We start from the raw sequence: 22,042 nt of genomic DNA, 5'->3' as shown, positions 1-22,042 counted from the left end.
CTCCAGGTATTCGGGCCGTTTTCTATGCCAGTTCGCCCTTGACCAGGGGAACAAAACGCACGGCTTCCACGGTGTCGATAATAAATTCGCCGCCCCGACGACGCACCCGTTTCAGAAACTGATGCTCATCGCCCACGGGCAAAACGAGAATGCCGCCCTCGTCCAGTTGCGTCATTAACGCAGTCGGGATCTCCGGCGGTGCTGCCGTCACAATGATAGCGTCAAACGGCGCACGTGCTTGCCAACCTTGCCATCCATCGCCGTGACGAGTTGAAACATTGTGTAAATCAAGCTGTTTCAGGCGACGGCGCGCCTGCCATTGCAGCCCTTTGATGCGTTCGACCGAGCAGACATGGTGCACCAGATGCGCCAGTATCGCCGTCTGATACCCGGAACCCGTGCCGATCTCCAGCACCCGCGACTGCGGCGTCAGTTCCAGCAATTCGGTCATACGCGCGACCATATAGGGCTGCGAGATCGTTTGCCCCTGTCCTATCGGTAGCGCGATGTTATCCCAGGCTTTATGTTCAAACGCTTCATCGATGAATTTTTCGCGCGGCACGGCGGCTAGCGCCTCAAGCACATGCTCATCGCGGATCCCCTGCCCGCGAAGTTGATCAAGAAGCGTCTGTACGCGTCTGCTTACCATTGCGTGTCAACTCCCACGCTGTCTAACCAGTCAGAAACCACATCATGCGCGCTGTGCGCGGTTAAATCCACATGCAGCGGCGTAATGGAGACATAACCGTCCTCCACCGCGGCAAAATCGGTGTCAGGCCCGGCGTCATGCTTGTCGCCCGGCGGGCCAATCCAGTACAGCGTATTGCCACGCGGATCTTCCTGCGGGATCACTTTATCCGCCGGATGGCGGCTGCCGCAGCGGGTTACGCGGATCCCTTTGATCTGATCCAACGGCAGGTCCGGGACGTTGATGTTCAGGATCCGTCCTGTACGCAGCGGCTCACGGCTTAACGCGCGCAGGATACGGCAGGTGATGGCGGCGGCGGTCTCGTAATGCTGATAGCCGTCCAGCGAAACGGCCAGCGCCGGAAAACCAAGATGCCGTCCTTCCATCGCCGCGGCGACGGTCCCCGAGTAAATCACATCATCGCCGAGATTCGGCCCGGCGTTAATCCCGGACACCACGATGTCCGGACGCGGACGCATCAGCGCATTTACGCCCAGATAAACGCAGTCAGTGGGCGTACCCATTTGGACCGCAATGTCGCCGTTATCAAAGGTGAAGGTGCGAAGCGAAGATTCCAGCGTTAATGAGTTCGACGCGCCGCTGCGGTTACGATCCGGGGCGACGACCTGTACGTCGGCAAACTCCCGCAGCGCTTTCGCCAGCGTTTGTATACCGGGTGCGTGGACCCCGTCATCGTTACTCAGCAATATGCGCATAATCACCCATTGTGTTAATCAGTTCCCTCACTACGCTGGTGGCGAAGCTCCCCGCAGGCAACCAGAAACGCAGTTCGACGGTGACGTCGTCCCACCAGTTCCAGCGCATCTGTTGCGGATAAAGCAGCATCGCCCGGCGCGCCGCATCTACTTTTTCACGCACCAGTAATGACTGTAACTGCGTTTCTTCCGCGATAGCGGCCTGTTCAAACGCCAGCGCATCACGCTGGGTTCCCCATTCACCGCGACCGGGAAGCGAAGCCGTAATCATCAGCGTTTTAGCGTCGACGCGAGCCTGTAATTCCGCCCGCTCTTCCAACGTCGCCACGAACCAGCTTCCGCGTCCCGCTAATTGTAGCGCATCGCCGTCAACAACTTGATTAAAGTCTGGTTTTTTCAAACGCTCGCTGACAATTTGATTAAACAACGCACTACGGGCCGCCGACAACCAAAAACTGCGTTTATTGCGATCGCGCACCGGCGCATCGCTTTGCGCCCAGCGCAGCGCGCCCTGTATGTTACTGCCGCCAATGCCGAAGCGCTGCGCGCCAAAATAGTTGGGCACCCCCGCCTCATTAATCGCCTTCAGACGGGATTCCACCTCATCACGCTGACTGATGTCGCGCAGCACCAGCGTAAACGCGTTACCCTTCAGGGCGCCTAAACGCAGCTTACGCTTGTGGCGCGCATACTCCAGCACCTTGCAACCTTCCAACTGGAAGGCGCTCAGGTCCGGCATCGCTTTGCCCGGCACACGCGCGCACAGCCACTGTTCGGTGACGGCATGCTTATCTTTTTGCCCGGCAAAGCTGACTTCCCGGGCGTGAATTTTCAGAAATTTCGCCAGCGCGTCCGCGACAAAACGGGTATTGCAGCCGTTTTTGAGGATCCGCACCAGGACATGCTCACCTTCACCGTCGGGCTCAAAACCTAAATCTTCCACAACCACAAAATCTTCCGGGTTGGCTTTCAGCAGCCCGGTGCTCTGCGGTTTGCCGTGGAGCCAGGTGAGATCGTCAAACGCTGTCATTTCACCGCCTTTATCAGTAACGCGACCGCCTCACAGGCGATCCCTTCCCCCCGTCCGGTAAAGCCGAGTTTTTCCGTGGTGGTGGCTTTCACGTTAACGTCATCCATGTGACAGCCGAGATCCTCCGCGATAAACACGCGCATCTGCGGAATGTGCGGCAGCATTTTTGGCGCCTGGGCAATAATCGTCACATCAACGTTTCCGAGGGTATAGCCTTTGGCCTGAATGCGACGCCAGGCTTCACGCAGCAATTCACGGCTGTCCGCGCCTTTAAATGCCGGATCGGTATCCGGAAACAGCTTGCCGATATCCCCCAGCGCGGCTGCGCCGAGCAGCGCATCGGTCAGCGCGTGGAGCGCGACGTCGCCGTCAGAATGCGCTAACAGGCCCTTCTCATACGGGATGCGCACGCCGCCAATGATAACCGGGCCTTCGCCGCCAAAGGCATGTACGTCGAAACCGTGTCCAATTCGCATTACGCTATCTCCTCATGGTTTTTTCGGGTCAGATAAAATTCAGCCAGCGCTAAATCTTCCGGACGCGTTACTTTGATATTATCAGCCCGCCCTTCAACAAGCTGTGGATGGAAGCCGCAGTACTCCAGCGCCGAGGCTTCGTCGGTAATGGTCGCGCCTTCGTTCAGCGCGCGGGTCAGACAGTCATGCAGCAGTTCACGCGGGAAAAATTGCGGCGTCAGCGCATGCCATAGATCGGTGCGTTCGACGGTATGGGCGATGGCCGCAACGCCCGGTTCGGCGCGCTTCATCGTGTCGCGCACCGGGGCGGCAAGGATCCCGCCGGTGCGGCTGGTTTCGCGGATCGCCAGCAGGCGGGCGAGATCATCCTGATGCAGACAGGGGCGCGCCGCATCGTGCACCAGCACCCATTCTGCGTCGCCTGCGGCGCGAAGCCCGGCCAGAACGGAATCGGCACGCTCATTGCCGCCGTCCACCACGGTGATGTGCGGATGTTGCGCCAGCGGAAGTTGTGCAAAGCGGCTGTCGCCTGGGCTGATGGCAATGATCACGCGAGTGACCTGGGGGTGCGCCAGCAGCGCATGGACCGAGTGTTCGAGAATGGTTTTATTGCCGATCGAGAGGTACTGCTTAGGACATTCAGTTTGCATACGGCGGCCAAAGCCGGCCGCCGGCACCACGGCGCAAACATCCAAATAAGTGGCTGCCATGTTAAATCCCTGGATGGTTTATCGAGTATTTTGCCCCGCAGTTTGCGCGCGTTTAGACGCGTCGGGCACCAGGCGATAAAACGTTTCGCCCGGTTTCGTCATGCTGAGTTCGTTGCGTGCGCGTTCTTCGATAGCTTCCTGACCGCCATTGAGATCGTCAATTTCGGCGAAAAGCTGATCGTTACGCGCTTTAAGTTTGGCGTTCGTCGCCTGCTGCGCCGCCACGTCATCGTTGACGCGACTGTAGTCATGTATACCGTTCTTACCGAACCACAGCGAATACTGCAGCCAGACCAGTAAAGCCAGCAACAGCAGCGTTAGTTTACCCATCCTGCCCCCTGAAAAACGGCACTATCATCCCATACTTCCACAAACGACTCTATGCTGTGGGCGGGAATGCCGCGACAACGCGGGCAAATGTACCACATTTGCCCTGCATAACGTATACCCGGCACCCCGGGAACATCATCTCATTGTTGGTTACGGTTTGAATTATGGACAGCGGTCGCGCTTTAGCCCAGCAGCCACAAAAACAGCGCGCCGAACATCGCGCACACCGTCAGCAGCGTGGCGACAATGCTGTAGCGCAATTTTCCGTTGAAGAGGGAATGTTGGGCGATGCCCACGACAACCGCGACGGGCATCAGGGCCAGAAAGAATGGCCAGGTATAGATGAAGAAAAACAAGGTGTTAGGGCCATACACCAAAAAAGGGATCCCCAGCGCCAGCAGCCATGACGCGAATCCCACCACGGCGCCGGGTAGCGACCAGGTGGTTTCGTCATCGGCAGAAAACGTTTCGGACGCCGGGAGGGTGATGTTCTGGCTATTACGCATATCGAATCCTGTAACCTTGACTGACCGGGCAAACAGGTCAGGTGTCTCAGGATCTGATAATATCGTCCTGTCTCAGCAGGTCTAACAATTGACTCACCAAATTTGTTACTAATTGTTCACCATTCAGATGAATCTCTGGCGATTCAGGGGCTTCGTAAACCGCATCAATACCGGTAAAGTTGCGCAACTCACCGGCGCGCGCCTTCTTATATAACCCCTTTGGATCGCGCGCTTCACAGGTTTCCAGCGGCGTATCGACAAACACCTCAATAAAACGCCCTTCGCCTACCCGCTCACGCACCATCCGCCGCTCCGCCCGGTGCGGCGAGATAAACGCTGTCAGCACCACCAGCCCGGCATCCACCATCAGATTCGCTACCTCGCCGACCCGACGAATGTTCTCTTTGCGGTCGGCATCGCTAAAGCCCAGGTCGCTGCACAGGCCGTGGCGCACGTTATCGCCATCAAGCAAATATGTGCTGACGCCGAGCGCGTGCAGCGCTTCTTCCAGCGCGCCGGCCACCGTCGATTTTCCCGACCCAGAAAGTCCGGTAAACCACAGTACAACCCCACGATGACCATGGCGTTGCTCACGCTGGTGCGGCGTAACGGAATGCGCATGCCAGACGACATTTTCGTCATGCTGCGCCATTATTTGCCCTCCAGCAGATCGCGCGCGCCCCAGTGGGGGAAGTGACGGCGCACCAGCGCATTCAGTTCCAGCTCAAAGTCGCTATACCCGGTTGAGGCTGTCGCTGCCTGCGCAATGGGCTCACGCACCATGCCCGCCCCGACGGTAACGTTGCTGAGACGGTCGATAAAGATCAGTCCGCCGGTCACCGGATTCTGCGAATAGGTGTCCAGCACCAGCGGTTCGTCAAAGGTCAGATTAACCAGGCCAATGCCGTTCAGCGGCAGGTTTTCCACCTCACGCTGGGTCAGGTTGTTGATATCTACCTGATACTGCACGCCGTCAATGCGCGCGCGAGTCTTTTTGCCGGCAATTTTGACTTCGTAGCTCTGACCCGGTGCCAACGGCTGTTCTGCCATCCACACCACATTTACAGCGGCGCGTTGTACGGCAGGTAACGTGTCGCCCGCATCCAGCAGCAAATCGCCGCGGCTAATATCGATTTCATCTTTTAAAACGAGGGTGATCGCCTCACCGGCAAACGCCTGCTCCAAATCGCCGTCAAAGGTGACGATGCGGGCCACACTGGACTCCACGCCGGACGGCAGCACCCGAACGCGTTGACCCACGTGGACGTTCCCGGAGGCCAGAGTGCCGGAGTAACCGCGAAAATCAAGGTTCGGACGGTTAACGTACTGCACCGGGAAGCGCATTGGCTGGTTGTCCACCACCCGCTGGATCTCAACGGTTTCCAGCACTTTCAGCAGTGTCGGGCCGCTGTACCACGGCATGCTCTCGCTTCGGGAAGCCACGTTGTCGCCTTCCAGCGCAGACAGCGGCACAAAGCGGATATCCAGATCCCCCGGCAACTGCCCGGCAAAGTTCAGGTAATCTTCCCGAATGCGCGCAAAAGTCTCTTCGCTGAAACCGACCAGATCCATTTTGTTGATCGCCACGACCAGGTGCTTGATCCCCAGCAGCGTGGAAATAAAGCTATGGCGTCGGGTTTGATCCAGCACGCCTTTTCGCGCATCGATCAGCAGGATCGCCAGATCGCAGGTGGACGCGCCGGTCGCCATGTTACGGGTATATTGCTCGTGCCCAGGCGTATCGGCGATGATAAATTTGCGCTTCTCGGTGGAGAAATAACGGTACGCGACGTCAATGGTGATCCCCTGCTCGCGTTCAGCCTGTAGGCCATCCACCAACAGCGCCAGATCCAGTTTCTCGCCCTGCGTCCCGTGACGTTTGCTGTCATTATGCAGCGATGAGAGCTGGTCTTCGTAAATCTGGCGCGTGTCATGCAGCAGACGACCAATCAGGGTACTTTTGCCATCATCCACGCTGCCGCAGGTTAAGAAACGCAGCAGGCTTTTATGCTGATGGGCGACCATCCAGGCTTCGACGCCGCCTTCATTGGCGATTTGTTGTGCAAGTGTGGTGTTCATGGCGGTTCCTTAGAAATACCCCTGACGTTTCTTCAGCTCCATAGAGCCTGCCTGGTCGCGGTCGATGACCCGCCCCTGACGTTCGCTGGTGGTCGAAACCAGCATCTCTTCAATAATTTCCGGTAATGTCCGGGCATTCGATTCAACCGCGCCGGTCAGCGGCCAGCAGCCGAGGGTGCGGAAGCGCACCATCCGTTTTTTGATCATTTCCCCCGGTTGCAGGTCAATGCGATCGTCGTCGATCATCATCAACATGCCGTCGCGCTCCAGCACCGGACGCTCAGCCGCCAGATACAGCGGGACAATCTCGATGTTTTCCAGCCAGATGTACTGCCAGATATCCTGTTCCGTCCAGTTAGAAAGCGGGAAGACGCGGATGCTCTCGCCTTTGTTAATCTGTCCGTTATAGTTGTGCCACAGTTCCGGGCGTTGGTTTTTGGGATCCCAGCGATGAAAACGGTCGCGGAAAGAGTAAATGCGCTCTTTAGCGCGAGACTTTTCTTCGTCACGACGCGCGCCGCCGAACGCAGCGTCAAACCCGTACTTGTTCAATGCCTGCTTCAAGCCTTCGGTTTTCATGATGTCGGTATGTTTGGCGCTGCCGTGGACAAACGGGTTAATGCCCATCGCTACCCCTTCCGGGTTTTTATGCACCAGCAACTCGCAACCGTAAGCTTTCGCGGTACGGTCGCGGAATTCGTACATTTCGCGGAACTTCCAACCGGTGTCGACGTGCAGCAGCGGAAACGGCAGCGTTCCCGGGTAAAACGCCTTACGCGCCAAATGCAGCATGACGCTGGAGTCTTTACCGATAGAATAGAGCATTACCGGGTTGGAGAATTCTGCCGCCACCTCGCGAATAATATGGATGCTTTCCGCTTCCAGCTGTCGCAGGTGGGTGAGTCGTTTTTGGTCCATAGCCGTTCCTTTACAATACCGCTACTGTCGAGCGCGTCAGATAACCCGACTATAGGGAGCGCAGCAGAACGAATGAAATTACGAATTGGAATGAGTAGTTCCTCAAAGGAATAACGATCTGGGAAAGCAAATATCAAAAAGTGCTTAAGCCAGCGGTTTTTCGGGCATTTCAGAGCAAATGAAATTGTGTTAGTCGGGCCGCGGTTTCATACTAGGCGGGTTAAAATTTTTGCTTTGTATTCAGGGCGTCTCCCTGGCAGGCTATTTAAGGACTCACTATGTTTTCCGCAACGCGCCGTTTTGTCGCCATTCTGGCCCTCGGCGTCTGCTTTATGGCTCCCGCACAGGTGTCAGCATCGTCACCTGGCGATTTTGCGACATTACAAACCCGGCATATTGCGACCGTCTTTCCCGGTCGAATGACGGGTTCCCCGGCTGAAATGCTTTCCGCTGACTATTTACGTCAGCAGTTTGCGCAAATGGGGTATCGCAGCGATATTCGTACCTTTAACAGCCGTTATATTTATACCGCGAAAGATAACCGCAAGAACTGGCATAACTTGACCGGTAGCACCGTGATTGCCGCCCATGAAGGCAAAGCGCCGCAGCAAATTATTATCATGGCGCACCTGGATACCTACGCCCCGCAAAGCGACGCCGACATCGACGCGAATCTGGGCGGGTTGACCCTACAGGGCGTGGACGATAACGCCGCGGGTCTGGGCGTGATGCTCGAGCTGGCCGAACGTCTGAAAGATGTCCCCACCGAATACGGCATTCGTTTTATCGCCACCAGCGGCGAGGAAGAAGGCAAACTCGGCGCGGAAAATCTCCTTAAGCGTATGAGCGCAGCGGAGAAGAAAAACACCCTGCTGGTGATTAATCTCGATAACCTGATTACTGGCGATAAGCTGTACTTTAATAGCGGACAGCGCACTCCGGAAGCCGTGCGCAAATTAACCCGCGACCGGGCGCTCGCCATTGCCCGCAGTCACGGCATTGCCGCGACCACCAATCCGGGGATGAATAAGGATTACCCGAAAGGCACCGGCTGTTGTAACGATGCGGAAGTGTTCGACAGAGCCGGAATTGCGGTGCTTTCCGTTGAGGCCACGAACTGGAACCTCGGTAAAAAAGACGGGTATCAGCAGCGCGCGAAAACGGCGTCCTTCCCGGCAGGCAACAGCTGGCACGACGTTCGCCTGGATAACCAGCAGCATATCGATAAAGCGCTTCCCGGGCGCATTGAGCGCCGCAACCGGGACGTGATGCGTATCATGCTGCCGCTGGTGAAAGAGCTGGCGAAAGCGTCTTAAGTTTCCCATATCGCCTGGCCCTGACGCACGCAGGGCCAGTTGCCAGTCTACATGACCACAGATCGCCTTCACGCAATTCTCTGGCGCCACACTATTTTTTCATGAAATAAAACTGTTATTAAGTAGCAGGAATACGGAATTATTATTTGAAAATTTCTACCGAAATAGTCAGCACTGTAAAATGAGAGAAGAGAAAATCCAATAATCACCTTGAAGAATCGTTATAAAACAAGCAATTTAACGCAAAGTAAATCGATGACGAGTAATGTGATGTGAAGGGTGCATTTTGCCTACGGGAATAGCAAACCGCAAAAAGCCGGATAACGTCAACGATTTATCCGGCCCGGAAGTAATTGCGGTACGCGGTATAACCAGGGCGTTATTTGAGACCCATGGACTGTTTCATTTGAACCAGCGCCGCCGCACCTTGCTTACAGCCAGCATCCTGGTTTTCCGCCGGTAATTCCGCAAGTTGTTTTTTAGCCTGTTCCAACTGCGGTTTCATGGCCTCCATTTGTTGTTTAGCTTGTTCGCTGGATTTTGACGCTTCAACAATTAATGTATCAACATCGTCAAAATATTGCTGACAGGTTTCGGTGATTGCTGCAAAAGAAGTGCCGGACACCAGCGTCAGTGCCGTAGCAAAAATGATTTTTTTCATCTGTTTTTCCCTCAGTGTTAAAATGACGTTACTGCCTCCGGCAATAACGTCATCAAGAGTAATGCAAACGAGAGGGTAAAACAGCTTCAGACATTATTTTCAGATTATTCATTTTAGTTTTCGACAAACAGATCACAGTTCGACGCCTGACGACATTTTTAACCCTGCCCCTCAGATGAGAAGAGGCTGATAAGAAAGACTGGCATTTATAAAATAATCAATTCTTTCAACTTTTTACCCATCTTCCGCTCTAAGGAGTACTTTAGGTTAAAAACACTTTTGTTGCTTATTCTGACTATTTCCGCCACTTCCTGGGTGCTGTAACCGGAAAGGAGTAAATGCAGGATCTTTACTTCAAGACCCGTCGCCCTCGTTATCTTTTGGCTCTGGTTCATTGAAACCATACGTCCGGACTTGCGCAATGCTAACGGCTTGTAGGTTCGTACAGTCAATACATCAACGATACACGTTTCCTTATGTTTCCAGTAACCGGCAAGAGGCTCCATCGTTTGATCGCTAAGCAAAACTATCTTCATCGGCACTTTTTTCAAATGATTCAGCCATGCATCGTCAGAAAATAGAGAAAGATAATAATGGGAAAAATCAACAAAAATCATCCCACCCGAATGAATATTGTAATAATTATCCTTCAGCAAGAGAGTTATTCCTTTTTCCAGTAGGAAATTCCCTATAGGCCAGATAATATATTGACTCTCCATGCAATTGAGCATGCGCACGTTAAAAGTATCGGTCATATTACATTGCCAGGCACAGCTTTGGCATTTAATGGGGTAATCTTTATGGTAGTTCACAATGCGTCCATTATGGAGAAATAACATTCCTTATCTAAATATTATTGTTTTATTTGTTGCTATTCTAGATATATTTCACTTCTCTATTATTATGGAAAAGATGGATTATTCTGATGCTTCGCAGAAAAGTATCTCAAGGTTATGCGATACTGATATTGCTTTTTATCCTGTTTACCAGGATTCTTTCCAGACAATTTTAGGATTATTGCTGGCGATGGCGCGGGTTTATGTAAAGGTAAATAGCACAAAATGTTAAATGTATTTCACAAAATGCTTCGAAAATGAAAGCAGCTCTCGCTCTGTGTGGGAAAAACACCTGGCATCACAAAGTATCATTGCTTTTTCTTTTCTACTTTTTTAACTTTTAGGCGATCGGGTGCTTAACGGGAAAAGGGCTTTTCTTAAATTTCCGCTATTTTCTGTATGTCAACGTAAATATATTTCGATAAAGAAACATGTTTACTGTTTGTTCATACTCGCTTCATTATGGTTCTCTTCGAAAATAAATTAATAGTGAAGGTACATTTTGAAAATAAAAGAAATACCCGATATCACTCACTGTGTAGGTTGTGGGTTACATTGTCCAACCAGCGATCAAAAAACCATTTGGGCTGTACTTTGTGAAAATAAAAAAATAATCATATGGCCTGAGGACAACTATTTTTTCTCGGCATCACTGCATCATTTAGTCTTCAGAAAATACGCGTGCAAATTACCAAGGGGCGTTATCTTTGTTGATTTTTGCATTGAGAATCTGCCATTGTTCATCGACATTGCCTGGCTGGAAAAACTTAAAAATTTTGAGATGAGCATTGTACTGGTCACCGACCGGTCAATGAAGTCAATGGCCAGGTACTGGTTCAACAGAAGAAAAGAGATTATTGCTATACTGGTGGCAGGCAACGAACGCGCCTCCTTTATGAAGGACGCAGAAGATATCTTACGCGGAAAAAAGGTCAAACCTAAAGGTATTGTTGAAATAACAGAAAATGAAATGCAAGTTTTAAGGATGTTTGGAAGTGGGCACTCAACGTCTTTCATCGCACAAAAACTCAACTGTTCTGTTAAGAGTGTTTATAATTACCAATACTCGCTGTGTAAGAAACTGGGTAATTTAAAACGCTTAGAGCAGTTACGTCTGAAACATCGGGTCAGCTGGTAAACAAACCGGCACAACGTACCGGTTTGTTGTTCAGAAGAGAGAACATGGATGATTAGAAGCTGTAACGGAATCCAAGATTCGCCTGAACAGGGTCTTCTTGCTTATTCCCTTTTGCATAATCAAGTTCGGCAAACAGTGAAAGCTCCTTGTTGAAGGACGCACTTACCCCGATACCCGCTTTTCCCAGGTCACCGGAAAGATTGGTGGTAAACGTATTGCGCTGGTTAATTGTCGTACTGTTGTTGTCGACATATTCATGCACCCACGCCGCTTTGAAATACGGCGTAATAGATGTCCCTTTGTTTAGCAGGAAAGTGCGTCCAAGATTAAAACCAGCTTCTGTGGTCAGCGAATCCTGATCGTCAATGCTGCCTTTCATGCCATTATTCAGTTTGATATCCTGACCTTTAACCTGAATTGCGGCAACCTTTGCATACGGCTCAAACCAAAAATGGTTCTGGAAATGGATGCTCTTACCCACTTCGATCGCTGCGCCCAGAGCATGTTGACTGTAATCGGCCGAAATACCGCTTCCATTTGTCGATACTGCATTTAAAGCGTTATCAAAATGGTTGTACTTCAGTATGCCATCAACATACCATCCCTCGTTGTGAAACCAGGTGGCCTGTGCGCCAATGCTAAGGCTATCAATACGGCTTACGCCCCCTCGCGCATGCTTCACCTTACCGCTGTTATAGCTTGTAAACAGACCAACACGTGTTTTGGCGCCTTCGGTTGCCATTATTTGGTCAACGCCTAACTCTATTCCTGATTGTTCAAGTTTAAAGTCAGTATGCCCGCTGTCGATATTTGAGTTTCCACCCGTGAAACGCACCCATGCGCCATTGTCACCTTCCGTTTTCTCCGCCAGGCCTTGCCGGAAGCGTAAATTCTGCATCTCGTTTTTAAACATGATAACGGGCGCCGCTGACATAGAAAGCACAGCATCCGTCGCGGGCGTGGTTTTCGGCTTGTCCGTGATGGACGGAATTTCCTGACCCGGATCAGGTGTAGGTTCGACAGGTGTCGGGGTTTCTTCGCCCGGTTCAGGAGTCGGAGTTTCTTCTCCCGGTTCTGGCTCCGGAATTTCGACTACAGGCTCTTTTTCTGCTGCCAGATACCAAATTTTACCGGTGTCTTCATCTCTTTCATAAAGCGAATACATGTAAGTACCGCCGTCAATGGCATTAATATTGGTACCGGCGAGCGTGGCAAGGCTAAAACTCGCTCCACCGCTTGCATCGGAAATAATATCAAGGCTGCGTCTATCCGGCTCTGTGATCTCCGCACCTGAATCGGCTACGGTAACGTTATGGTTGCCGGTACCCGTGGTGATGTTCAGGTAGTCCCCTTTGCCGCCTTCTAAAGAGGTATTGAAGTAAAAATGTAAATTGCCAGACAGTGAGTCAACATTCAGTCTGGAGTAAATAGCCGCACCGCTGGTGGCATAGCTGCCAGTGTAATACCTGACATTACCTTGTCCAGACAAGGCCCCTACGGTTGCCGCGTCACTGTCACTGCTGTTGGCGATAATCAACAATGTTGAATCGCTGCCATTCAGCGCTACGTTATCTGCCCTCGCCCCGCCATCAGCGGATGTAGAAAGCTGCAATTGCCCCCGGTCATTAACCTGCGTTGCTCCTGTCATTGTTGCGCTATTCGCCAACCAGGATTTCGCGCTGCCGTTAATGGTGGCATTTTCCGTGGTCGCATTACCATACACCGTCTGTATCGCCGCATCGTTCAGCGTCACATTATTCGCCGCAGAGCCAGCGTAAATCGTCTGTACGGCATTATCGTTCAGGGTGACGATGTTAGCCGTACCGCCCTGTTGTAATACCTGCGCCCCGGTACCAAACAACGTCGTATTATTGGCGACGCCGGCAATGGCTGATGTATCCGAACCGTTGATAAACAAGTACTGAATGCCACCGCTTTTGATGGTTGTATCATTCACTACGCCGCTGTTATAGACATATTGACGTCCATCTTCATTGATGGTCGCGCTATTTGCGATACCCGATAAGGTCACATACTGGATGCCGCCGTTAATCTGCGCATTACTGGAGACTCCAGACTGCTGAGCATATTCGTAGCCGCCTTGATCAATAACGGTACCGCTGCTGCTGCCACCTTCGTAGACAAATAATTTCCCGCCATCACTGACGTTATTATCTATGGCTTTACCAGTACTCCCGGTGTTCCCACTGTTAGAAACATAAGCGGTCCCCCCTTCCAGATGAGAATTTTGCAGCGTGCCACCATCATATACGCGTACTAAGCCGCCACTTTTAATTTTTATATTGGATGCGGTAGCGGGTACTGTACTATCAAAACCACCATTCGCTATTTTTGAGACCTGCGTGATGTAAACTTCGGCGCCCGAGTTGACGATAGAATCTTCCATAAAACCGAGCACACTCATCAGGCTACCGCTCAACATATTGACGTTCATTGCCGTGCCAGCGTAGCCATTAACCCCACCATAGTTATATGCGCCAATTTCGATGCAGCGATTTGCGTCAAGATCGCCAGTCACCGTTGCAGAGCCGCCATACGATACGCTGGTGCGGCTACCGCAAAATGTCGCGGCAAAGGAAGATTGCGATAATGATATCGCCGTCAGAAATGCAAGTGTCGTCAGTTGTGTTTTAAGCTTCATCATTTAATACCATGCGTGTGATACAGATAAAAATAAAAAAAACGCCCCTCTTGCGTAAAATACTTGGGGATTTTTAGCGGGTGATAGCGGGAGGGAAATAAAATGATGCGACTGATACATTAAAAAAATCAGCAGGTTGGATTTCCTTCCTATATATACCGTCCCTTAATTGCTATGGTATGGAAAAGAATAAAACTAAGCAAGATGGTGATATAATTACGAAACGTGATTTTTAATGGAAAAATCCTAACCAAAATGAGTTATCGCCAATAAATATAAATTTTACATATTGCAAAAACAGTTAGATAAAATTGCCGATGCTTTTTTTGGCTGATTTTTCTTAACCACTCCAGGAATATTGCTCTCTTTTTATGAGATAACGAAATTTCACTTTCAGCACTTTTTGCTAAAGTATCATGACAGGCTGGATGAGGTCAGACATTTTCGGGAAAATAAGCGCGCGCATGATGGCGGGATACCGTGACGGAAGTCTCAGAATTTTAGCCCTATAACAACATGGTTATCGTCATTAAATCCCCGCTTTCGCAGGGATCTGTCAACACATAACTCACTGGAGTATCAAGAGTTTTTCATTGAATGCTTTACTGATTATTCCATAACATCAAAACGCAGTGGTTGAGTGGTATTAGAATATGGAATAAAAGAGCCTGTAGGCTTTCTTATGTTTCACCAGGGCAAGTATTATGGTGATTCAACCTTCCTGAAGAAATTACCCCTCGTGCAAACCGCATTCGCGTTTCAGGCCAAAGAAGCGGGTTTCTTCTTCTGCCATCCCCGGCTCCCACTTGCGGGTAGTGTGCGTGTCGCCCACCGAGAGATAGCCTTCATCCCACAGCGGGTGGTATTTCAGGCCGTGTTTTTGCAGGTACTGGTACACCGTGCGGTTGTCCCAGTCGATGATGGGCAACACCTTAAACACCCCACGCTGAATGGCCAGCACCGGCAGATGGGCCCGACTCCCGGACTGCTCGCGACGCAAACCAGCAAACCACGTTTGCGCGTTCAGCTCTTTCAGCGCACGGTTCATCGGCTCGACTTTGTTGATCTCATTGTATTTCTCAATGCCCTCAACGCCCTGTTCCCAGAGTTTGCCGTAGCGCGCTTCTTGCCAGGCGGCGCTTTCAGTCGCGCGGTACACCTTCAGGTTCAGCTTGAGCTTGTCCGTTAACTCATCAATAAAGCGGTAGGTTTCCGGAAACAAATAACCGGTATCAGTGAGGATCACCGGAATGTCCGGGCGGATCTGATTGACCAGATGCAAACTGACCGCCGCCTGAATGCCAAAGCTGGACGACAGCACGTATTCACCGGGCAGATTTTCCAGCGCCCAGACCACGCGGCCTTCTGCATCCCGTTTTTCCAGCTGGCTGTTGATTTCTGCCAACGCCATAACACGTTCAACTTTTGGCAGATCGTTCAGGGCGTTTAGATCGAGTATGGACATAAGAACCTCGTTTGCCTGCATTGCCGGGCGGCAATGACGTTTGCCCGGCCTGAAAACCTAAAGGCCCGGTAAGCGAAGCGCCTCCGGGCAAAGGCGTGGTTATTCCCAAAAATCCCGCGCAGGATCGCGCACCGGGCGAATAATGCCCGCACGCACCGTAAAGTCGCCGAAGCCTTCACCCGCTTCGCGCTCTTTCACCCAGCGCCCGATCAGTTCATCCAGCGAGGCCAGAATCTCCGGCTCGGTGATATTCTCTTTAAACATGCGGGGAATACGCGTTCCGATGCGGTTGCCGCCCAGATGCAGGTTGTAACGCCCCGGCGCTTTCCCGACCAGCCCCACTTCCGCCAGCATGGCGCGGCCACAGCCGTTCGGGCAACCGGTCACGCGCATAACAATATGCTCATCGCTCACCCCATGCTTCGCCATCAGCGTATCGACCTTATCAATAAAGGTCGGCAGGAAGCGTTCAGCCTCTGCCATTGCCAGCGGACAGGTCGGGAACGAGACGCAAGCCATTGAGTTTTCCCGCTGCGGCGTTACGGCATTCATTAAGCCGCTCTCCTGCGCGATCTTCTCTATTTTCGCTTTTTCGCTCTCCGGCACGCCGGCAATAATCAGGTTCTGGTTAGCGGTAATGCGGAATTCACCTTTATGGATCTTCGAAATCTCAAGCAGACCCGTTTTCAGCGGACGGCCCGGATAATCCAGAATACGGCCATTTTCAATAAACAACGTCAGGTGCCAGTTATTGTCGATGCCTTTTACCCAGCCGATACGATCGCCGCGACCGGTGAATTCATACGGGCGAATCGGCGCAAATGTGATCCCCGCGCGACGTTCAACCTCCGCTTTAAATGTCTCAACGCCCACGCGCTCCAGGGTGTATTTGGTTTTCGCGTTTTTACGGTCGGTGCGGTTACCCCAGTCGCGCTGGGTGGTGACCACCGCTTCCGCCACCGCCAGCGTGTGCTCCAGCGGCAGGAAGCCGAACTCGCTCGCGGTGCGGGCATAGGTTTTCTTGTTACCGTGTTCGATGGACAATCCGCCGCCCACCAGCAGGTTAAAGCCCACCAGCTTGCCGTTTTCCGCCACGGCGACAAAGTTCATGTCGTTGGCATGCAGATCGATATCATTCTGCGGCGGGATCACCACCGTGGTTTTGAACTTACGCGGCAGATAGGTCTGACCGAGAATCGGTTCTTCATCGGTGGTCGCGACCTTTTCCTGATCCAGCCAGATCTCCGCATAAGCGCGGGTGCGCGGCAGCAGATGCTCAGAGATTTTCTTCGCCCACGCGTAGGCTTCGGCATGCAGCTCAGACTCATAAGGGTTCGAGGTGCAGAGCACGTTGCGGTTCATGTCGTTGGCGGTCGCCAGCGCATCCAGTCCAACGGAGTGCAGCATCTGGTGCACCGGCTTCACGTTTTTCTTCAGAATGCCGTGGAACTGGAAGGTCTGACGGTTGGTCAGACGGATGCTGCCGTAAATCGTGTTTTCAGCCGCGAACTTGTCGATCGCCTGCCACTGTTTCGTGGTGATGACGCCGCCCGGCAAACGGCAGCGCAGTAGCATCGCGTGACGCGGCTCCAGCTTCTGCTCGGCGCGCTCGGCGCGGATATCGCGATCGTCCTGCTGATACATACCGTGAAAGCGGATCAGCAGGAAGTTGTCGCCTTTAAACCCGCCGGTGAGACCGTCATTCAGATCTTCAGCAATGGTGCCGCGCAGGTAGTTGCTTTCCAGCTTCATGCGCTCGGCGTCTGACAGTTTACCTTCGACCACCAGTGGTCCTGGATGTTTTTCGCTCATTAGTAGACATCTCGCTGATAACGGCGCTCTACGCGCAGCTCACTTAAAAATTCATCCGCTGCTTCGGCGTCCATCCCGCCGAATTCAGCAATCACGTCCAGCAGTGCCTGCTCAACGTCCTTCGCCATGCGATTGGCGTCGCCGCAGACATAAATGTGCGCGCCGTCGTTAATCCAGCGCCACAGTTCTGCGCCCTGTTCGCGCAGTTTGTCTTGTACGTAGACTTTTTCTTTTTGATCGCGTGACCAGGCCAGATCGATGCGCGTGAGCACGCCCTCTTTAACGTAGCGCTGCCATTCCACCTGGTAGAGGAAATCTTCGGTAAAGTGCGGATTGCCAAAAAACAGCCAGTTTTTCCCCGGCGCTTCATCCGCCGCGCGCTGCTGCATAAAGGCGCGGAAGGGGGCGATGCCGGTACCAGGACCGATCATAATGACTGGCGTTTGTGGGTTTTCCGGCAGACGGAAATTATCATTGTGTTCGATGAACACGCGCACTTCGCCTTCTTCTTCGACACGATCGGCGAGGAAACTGGACGCACCACCGGCACGGGCACGGCCTTCCACCTCATAACGTACCGCGCCGACGGTAATATGCACTTCGCTTTCCACTTCCGCCTGCGATGAGGCAATGGAATACAGGCGCGGCGTAAGCGGACGCAGCAGGCCGATCAGCGCGTCTGCGTCCAGTTGTGCCGGTGAGAAGCGCAGCATGTCGACAATCGGCGTCGTCGCCGCATAGTGCTGCAACTGCGCTTTATCGCCCACCAGCGGCAACAGGGATTCACTGCGCGTTAGCGTGGCGTAGTTTTCAACGATATTGGCGGTGTTGACCGTTAACTCAAAATGCCACTGCAACGCCTCCGACAGCGGGAGGTTTTTCCCGTCAACCGTTACGGGTTCATCGCCTTTCAGCCATACCAGCTCGACAATCTCTTTAACCAGCGCCGGATCGTTCTGATACCAGACGCCCAGCGCATCGCCGGGCTGGTAACGCAGGCCGGAATCGCCAAGATCGATCTCGATATGGCGCACGTCTTTTTCTGAATTACGCCCGGTAATCTTTTGATTGACCGAAAGCGATGCGCTGAGCGGCGCTTCTTTAGTGTAGGGGCTGGAGTGAATTTCGTTAACCGCACCACTGGCAATGACCTGCGAAGGGGCAGCGACCGGCGCACGGGATTTCAACACGTCAACCACGCGCGCACGCCATTCTGCGGCGGCGGGCTGGTATTCGACGTCGGCATCCACGCGATCCAGTAAACGCTCACCGCCCAGTTCCGCCAGCCTGCTGTCGAAATCTTTCCCGGCCTGGCAGAAGAATTCATACGACGTATCGCCAAGACCGAACACGGCAAAGGCGGTATTTTCCAGCTTCGGCGCTTTTTTCGAAAACAGGAACTTGTGCAGCGCGACGGCTTCTTCCGGCGGTTCCCCTTCTCCCTGCGTGGAAGCCACAACAACCAGCAGCTTTTCATTGCCGATCTGTTTGAATTTGTAGTCGCCTGCGTTGACCAGCGTGACGCTGAGTTTAGCCGCCAGCAAATCATCACGCAGCGCTTCCGCGACACGGCGCGCGTTGCCGGTCTGGGAAGCGGAAATCAGCGTGATGCCCGGCATTTCAGCGACCGGCGCAGGCGGTGACACGGCTGCGCCCGGCTGCTGATTCAGCATGCCCCAGAAATAGCCAGAGACCCAGGCAAGCTGCGTGGGCGAGAGATCGGTTGTGGCCGCCTGAAGGCGCGCCAACTGCTCCGGGTTCAGCGGAAGCAAAGCGGAAGGTGGGGCCTGTGTCGTCATGCGTCGTTATGTTCCAGTAAGCAAAGCGGATTTAAGCGATAAAACCCAAACTGAGGGTAAGGTTAACGGCGGGGATAATAACAATTAAAGAAGGGTTGGAAATATCAAATAACCAAATGGACTAACCTGTTTTAGTTATCGTTATTAACAATAAAAGCGATTAAATAACCCACTGAAATATATAGAGATACACATTATTCATCGCGTCAATTCCGTAATCAACGCGTCATGGCCGCTTTAGTTAATGCGAAAAAATGTACTTTGCTGTACCCTACGGCGGTTTTTGCCTGACTGAGAATTTAAGATGACCACCACCCTGTTTAAAGATTTCACCTTCGAAGCCGCTCACCGTTTGCCGCACGTCCCGGAAGGACATAAATGTGGTCGTCTGCACGGGCACTCTTTTATGGTGCGCCTGGAGGTTACCGGCGAAGTTGATCCGCACACGGGTTGGATTATTGATTTTGCAGAACTGAAGGCGGCGTTTAAGCCGACCTATGACCGTCTGGATCACTACTACCTGAATGATATTCCGGGTTTGTCGAATCCCACCAGCGAAGTGCTGGCGAAGTGGATTTGGGAACAGGTAAAACCCGCAGTACCGTTACTGAGCGCGGTGATGGTAAAAGAAACGTGTACGGCAGGCTGCGTCTATCGCGGCGAATGATCCGCATTTTTCCCCAACTGCCTGGCGTATAACCGGGATGTGCCGGGAGTCAACATTCCTTTACCGTCAATCTGATAGGGTTATGTGCTCTGGATAAAGGAGCACAGCATGGTTGACGATTTCGATATTATTTTTGTCGGGGCAGGGATAGCGGGAACCGCTTGTGCTTTACGTTGCGCCCGCGCCGGACTGTCGGTGCTGTTGCTTGAGCGTGGAGAACGCCCCGGCAGTAAAAACCTTTCCGGCGGACGACTCTACGCGCATGCGCTCGCCGAACTTCTCCCCCACTTCCAACGCACCGCCCCGCTGGAACGACGAATTACCCAGGAAAACCTCACGTTACTCACGCATGACGGCGCGACAACCTACTCCAGCCTGCGTTCGGACGGGGAGTCATGGAGCCTGTTGCGCGCCCGCTTCGATCCCTGGTTTGTCGCCCAGGCGGAAGCCGAAGGTGTTCAGTTTATCAGCGGCGTGACGGTTGAAGCGCTGCATTGTGAAAAGGGCAGGGTTTGCGGCGTGATTGCTGACAACGAGACGCTGCGCGCCCGCTATGTTGTCCTGGCGGAAGGCGCAAACAGCCTTCTGGCGGAACGTTATGGTTTTTTGCCGCCGCCATCGCGAAGCAGTATGGCGCTGGGGATAAAAGAAACGCTGGCGCTGGACAAACAATTGCTTGAGGAGCGTTTTCGCTTATCTTCTGAAGAAGGCGCAGCGATATTGTTCAGTGGTGAAATTTGTGCCGATCGGCCCGGCGGAGCGTTCCTGTATACCAATCAGGACACGCTCTCTTTTGGCGTCGTCTGTCCCCTCTCCTCGCTGGCGCAGGGTGATATTCCGGCAGGCAGACTGCTGGAGCGGCTGAAAACGCATCCGGCGCTTCGCCCTTTACTCAAAGGCAGCGAAACACTGGAGTACGGCGCCCATCTGGTGCCGGAAGGCGGCCTGCATAGTCTGCCCGTGCAATATGCAGGGGAAGGCTGGCTGCTGGTCGGAGATGCGCTACGTAGCTGCGTCAATACCGGCTTCACAATCAGAGGAATGGACATGGCGCTTCTCGGCGCGCAGGCCGCGGCGCAAACGCTAATTCACGCCTGCCAGAAACGCGATCCGCAAAATCTTTTTCCGGCCTACCATCAGGATATTCAGCACAGTCTGCTGTGGGACGTTCTGCAACGCTACCGTCATCTTCCGGACCTGTTACAGCGCCCGGGATGGTATCGTCAATGGCCCGCGCTGATGGATGATGTTTCCCGCGAAATCTGGCGTCAGGGAGAGGGACCGGTGGCCCCGCTGCGCCAGGTTGTCTGGCGTCATCTCCGTCGTCACGGCCTGCGTCATTTAGCAGGCGATATTATCAGGAGCATACGATGTCTGTAGCCCGCAACGTCTGGCGTCCCGCCAGTTTTTCCCATATCGTTCCCGCCAGGCAGATCGACCACGAAACGGCCGCGCGGTTGATCGCCGCCTGCCCTGCCGGGCTGTATTCCCTGTCACCGGAAGGCGAATTGCTCATCGACTTTCGCGGCTGTCTGGAGTGCGGCGCCTGTCGCCTGTTGTGCGACGATGAAATGTTGCTACAGTGGCGCTATCCCGCGTCCGGTGCTGGCATCGCTTACCGCTTCGGCTAATATTTATAAGGATAATCTATGCCCCTGTTACACCTGCTCCGCCAGAATCCCGTCATTGCCGCCGTAAAAGATAATGCCAGCCTGCAGTTAGCGATTGACTCCGAATGTCTGTTCATCTCCGTGCTGTATGGCAATATCTGCACCATCAGCAACATCGTGAAGAAGATCAAGAATGCCGGAAAATATGCGTTTATCCACGTTGATCTGCTGGAGGGAGCATCGAATAAAGAGGTGGTCATTCAGTTTCTGAAGCTGGTCACCGAGGCAGATGGCATCATCAGCACCAAAGCCCCGATGCTTAAAGCCGCACGGGCGGAGGGCTTTTTCTGCATCCATCGCCTGTTTATCGTCGACTCCATCTCTTTTCACAATATTGATAAGCAAGTCGCGCAGTCAAATCCGGACTGTATTGAGATTTTGCCCGGCTGCATGCCAAAAGTGCTGGGTTGGGTCACGGAAAAAATACGCCAGCCGCTGATTGCCGGCGGGCTGGTCTGCGATGAGGAAGACGCGCGCAATGCTATAAAAGCCGGCGTGGCGGCGCTTTCCACCACCAATACCGACGTCTGGACGCTGGCTAAAAAGCTGAATTAGCCTCAGCG

At 53.0% G+C, this 22,042-nt stretch carries 23 protein-coding genes; 7 read left to right on the top strand and 16 right to left on the bottom strand.

Translation table 11 applies throughout. The features are described 5' to 3' along the window. Positions 1–22 precede the first annotated feature (22 nt). From APU02_RS04570 to cysD, 10 genes are all read right to left on the bottom strand, one after another. Positions 23–649, bottom strand: a complete 627-nt coding sequence (locus APU02_RS04570; protein WP_042288697.1) for a protein-L-isoaspartate(D-aspartate) O-methyltransferase — start codon at positions 647–649, stop codon at positions 23–25. Beyond that, positions 643–1,404 (bottom strand): 5'/3'-nucleotidase SurE, encoded by a 762-nt coding sequence (gene surE / locus APU02_RS04565; protein ID WP_042288698.1) that lies wholly within the window; start codon positions 1,402–1,404, stop codon positions 643–645. The genes APU02_RS04570 and surE overlap by 7 nt, the downstream gene beginning before the upstream one ends. Continuing rightward, the gene (gene truD, locus APU02_RS04560; protein WP_060569395.1) at positions 1,385–2,434 is read right to left on the bottom strand and encodes a tRNA pseudouridine(13) synthase TruD; all 1,050 of its coding nucleotides are present in this window, start codon (positions 2,432–2,434) and stop codon (positions 1,385–1,387) included. The genes surE and truD overlap by 20 nt, the downstream gene beginning before the upstream one ends. After that, positions 2,431–2,910, bottom strand: a complete 480-nt coding sequence (ispF, locus tag APU02_RS04555) for a 2-C-methyl-D-erythritol 2,4-cyclodiphosphate synthase (protein WP_060569394.1) — start codon at positions 2,908–2,910, stop codon at positions 2,431–2,433. Before ispF ends, truD begins: the two co-directional genes overlap by 4 nt. Next, the gene (ispD, locus tag APU02_RS04550) at positions 2,910–3,620 is read right to left on the bottom strand and encodes a 2-C-methyl-D-erythritol 4-phosphate cytidylyltransferase (protein WP_060569393.1); all 711 of its coding nucleotides are present in this window, start codon (positions 3,618–3,620) and stop codon (positions 2,910–2,912) included. Before ispD ends, ispF begins: the two co-directional genes overlap by 1 nt. Positions 3,621–3,638: 18 nt before the next feature. Continuing rightward, positions 3,639–3,950 carry a cell division protein FtsB gene (gene ftsB / locus APU02_RS04545; RefSeq protein ID WP_042288707.1) on the bottom strand — a complete coding sequence of 104 codons (312 nt, stop codon included), beginning with the start codon at positions 3,948–3,950 and terminating at the stop codon, positions 3,639–3,641. Between the two features lie 182 nt (positions 3,951–4,132). Continuing rightward, positions 4,133–4,456: a DUF3561 family protein gene (locus tag APU02_RS04540; RefSeq protein WP_042288710.1), complete on the bottom strand. Its 324-nt coding sequence runs from the start codon at positions 4,454–4,456 to the stop codon at positions 4,133–4,135. 46 nt (positions 4,457–4,502) lie between these two features. Further along, positions 4,503–5,108: an adenylyl-sulfate kinase gene (cysC, locus tag APU02_RS04535; RefSeq protein ID WP_042288712.1), complete on the bottom strand. Its 606-nt coding sequence runs from the start codon at positions 5,106–5,108 to the stop codon at positions 4,503–4,505. Next, the gene (gene cysN, locus APU02_RS04530; RefSeq protein WP_060569392.1) at positions 5,108–6,535 is read right to left on the bottom strand and encodes a sulfate adenylyltransferase subunit CysN; all 1,428 of its coding nucleotides are present in this window, start codon (positions 6,533–6,535) and stop codon (positions 5,108–5,110) included. The genes cysC and cysN overlap by 1 nt, the downstream gene beginning before the upstream one ends. A 9-nt stretch (positions 6,536–6,544) precedes the next feature. Continuing rightward, complete coding sequence (gene cysD / locus APU02_RS04525) at positions 6,545–7,453, bottom strand: sulfate adenylyltransferase subunit CysD (protein WP_042288720.1); 909 nt, start codon at positions 7,451–7,453, stop codon at positions 6,545–6,547. A gap of 278 nt (positions 7,454–7,731) precedes the next feature. Here cysD and APU02_RS04520 point away from each other — a divergent pair, with 278 nt between their 5' ends. Beyond that, positions 7,732–8,769, top strand: coding sequence for an aminopeptidase (locus APU02_RS04520; RefSeq protein WP_060569391.1), 1,038 nt, complete (start codon positions 7,732–7,734; stop codon positions 8,767–8,769). Positions 8,770–9,148: 379 nt separating this feature from the next. On the opposite strand, the gene APU02_RS04515 is transcribed toward APU02_RS04520, so the two are convergent. After that, positions 9,149–9,430 carry a DUF5339 domain-containing protein gene (locus tag APU02_RS04515; protein WP_060569390.1) on the bottom strand — a complete coding sequence of 94 codons (282 nt, stop codon included), beginning with the start codon at positions 9,428–9,430 and terminating at the stop codon, positions 9,149–9,151. A gap of 206 nt (positions 9,431–9,636) precedes the next feature. Then, entirely contained in the window at positions 9,637–10,185 is a 549-nt protein-coding gene (locus APU02_RS04510) for a LuxR C-terminal-related transcriptional regulator (protein ID WP_060569389.1), read from the bottom strand. 58 nt (positions 10,186–10,243) lie between these two features. Here APU02_RS04510 and APU02_RS26545 point away from each other — a divergent pair, with 58 nt between their 5' ends. Together APU02_RS26545 and APU02_RS04505 are read left to right on the top strand one after the other, a co-directional pair. After that, positions 10,244–10,498 (top strand): hypothetical protein, encoded by a 255-nt coding sequence (locus tag APU02_RS26545; RefSeq protein WP_157845131.1) that lies wholly within the window; start codon positions 10,244–10,246, stop codon positions 10,496–10,498. 270 nt (positions 10,499–10,768) lie between these two features. After that, positions 10,769–11,404: a helix-turn-helix transcriptional regulator gene (locus tag APU02_RS04505; RefSeq protein ID WP_060569388.1), complete on the top strand. Its 636-nt coding sequence runs from the start codon at positions 10,769–10,771 to the stop codon at positions 11,402–11,404. A 52-nt stretch (positions 11,405–11,456) separates the two neighbouring features. On the opposite strand, the gene APU02_RS04500 is transcribed toward APU02_RS04505, so the two are convergent. The 4 genes from APU02_RS04500 to cysJ form a co-directional block, all read right to left on the bottom strand. Continuing rightward, a complete protein-coding gene (locus APU02_RS04500) occupies positions 11,457–14,069 on the bottom strand; it encodes an autotransporter outer membrane beta-barrel domain-containing protein (protein ID WP_082636768.1) in 2,613 nt (870 codons plus the stop codon). Positions 14,070–14,796: 727 nt separating this feature from the next. Continuing rightward, positions 14,797–15,531: a phosphoadenosine phosphosulfate reductase gene (gene cysH, locus APU02_RS04495; RefSeq protein ID WP_042288763.1), complete on the bottom strand. Its 735-nt coding sequence runs from the start codon at positions 15,529–15,531 to the stop codon at positions 14,797–14,799. A gap of 99 nt (positions 15,532–15,630) precedes the next feature. Beyond that, complete coding sequence (gene cysI / locus APU02_RS04490; RefSeq protein ID WP_042288765.1) at positions 15,631–17,343, bottom strand: assimilatory sulfite reductase (NADPH) hemoprotein subunit; 1,713 nt, start codon at positions 17,341–17,343, stop codon at positions 15,631–15,633. After that, positions 17,343–19,142 (bottom strand): NADPH-dependent assimilatory sulfite reductase flavoprotein subunit, encoded by a 1,800-nt coding sequence (gene cysJ / locus APU02_RS04485; RefSeq protein ID WP_060569386.1) that lies wholly within the window; start codon positions 19,140–19,142, stop codon positions 17,343–17,345. The genes cysI and cysJ overlap by 1 nt, the downstream gene beginning before the upstream one ends. A gap of 304 nt (positions 19,143–19,446) precedes the next feature. Here cysJ and queD point away from each other — a divergent pair, with 304 nt between their 5' ends. From queD to APU02_RS04465, 4 genes are all read left to right on the top strand, one after another. After that, the gene (gene queD / locus APU02_RS04480) at positions 19,447–19,809 is read left to right on the top strand and encodes a 6-carboxytetrahydropterin synthase QueD (protein ID WP_060569385.1); all 363 of its coding nucleotides are present in this window, start codon (positions 19,447–19,449) and stop codon (positions 19,807–19,809) included. A gap of 108 nt (positions 19,810–19,917) precedes the next feature. After that, positions 19,918–21,189, top strand: a complete 1,272-nt coding sequence (locus APU02_RS04475; protein WP_060569384.1) for an FAD-dependent oxidoreductase — start codon at positions 19,918–19,920, stop codon at positions 21,187–21,189. Then, positions 21,180–21,440, top strand: a complete 261-nt coding sequence (locus APU02_RS04470; protein WP_042288777.1) for a ferredoxin — start codon at positions 21,180–21,182, stop codon at positions 21,438–21,440. The genes APU02_RS04475 and APU02_RS04470 overlap by 10 nt, the downstream gene beginning before the upstream one ends. 18 nt (positions 21,441–21,458) lie before the next feature. Further along, positions 21,459–22,034: a glycerol-3-phosphate responsive antiterminator gene (locus tag APU02_RS04465; protein ID WP_042288779.1), complete on the top strand. Its 576-nt coding sequence runs from the start codon at positions 21,459–21,461 to the stop codon at positions 22,032–22,034. Positions 22,035–22,042 lie beyond the last annotated feature (8 nt).

Source organism: Citrobacter sp. 50677481, assembly GCF_001463265.1.
In the GTDB taxonomy this organism is placed as follows: Bacteria; Pseudomonadota; Gammaproteobacteria; order Enterobacterales; family Enterobacteriaceae; genus Citrobacter_A; species Citrobacter_A sedlakii.
Note: the sequence above shows the minus strand (reverse complement) of the source record. Positions and strands in the feature narration are given on the sequence as shown.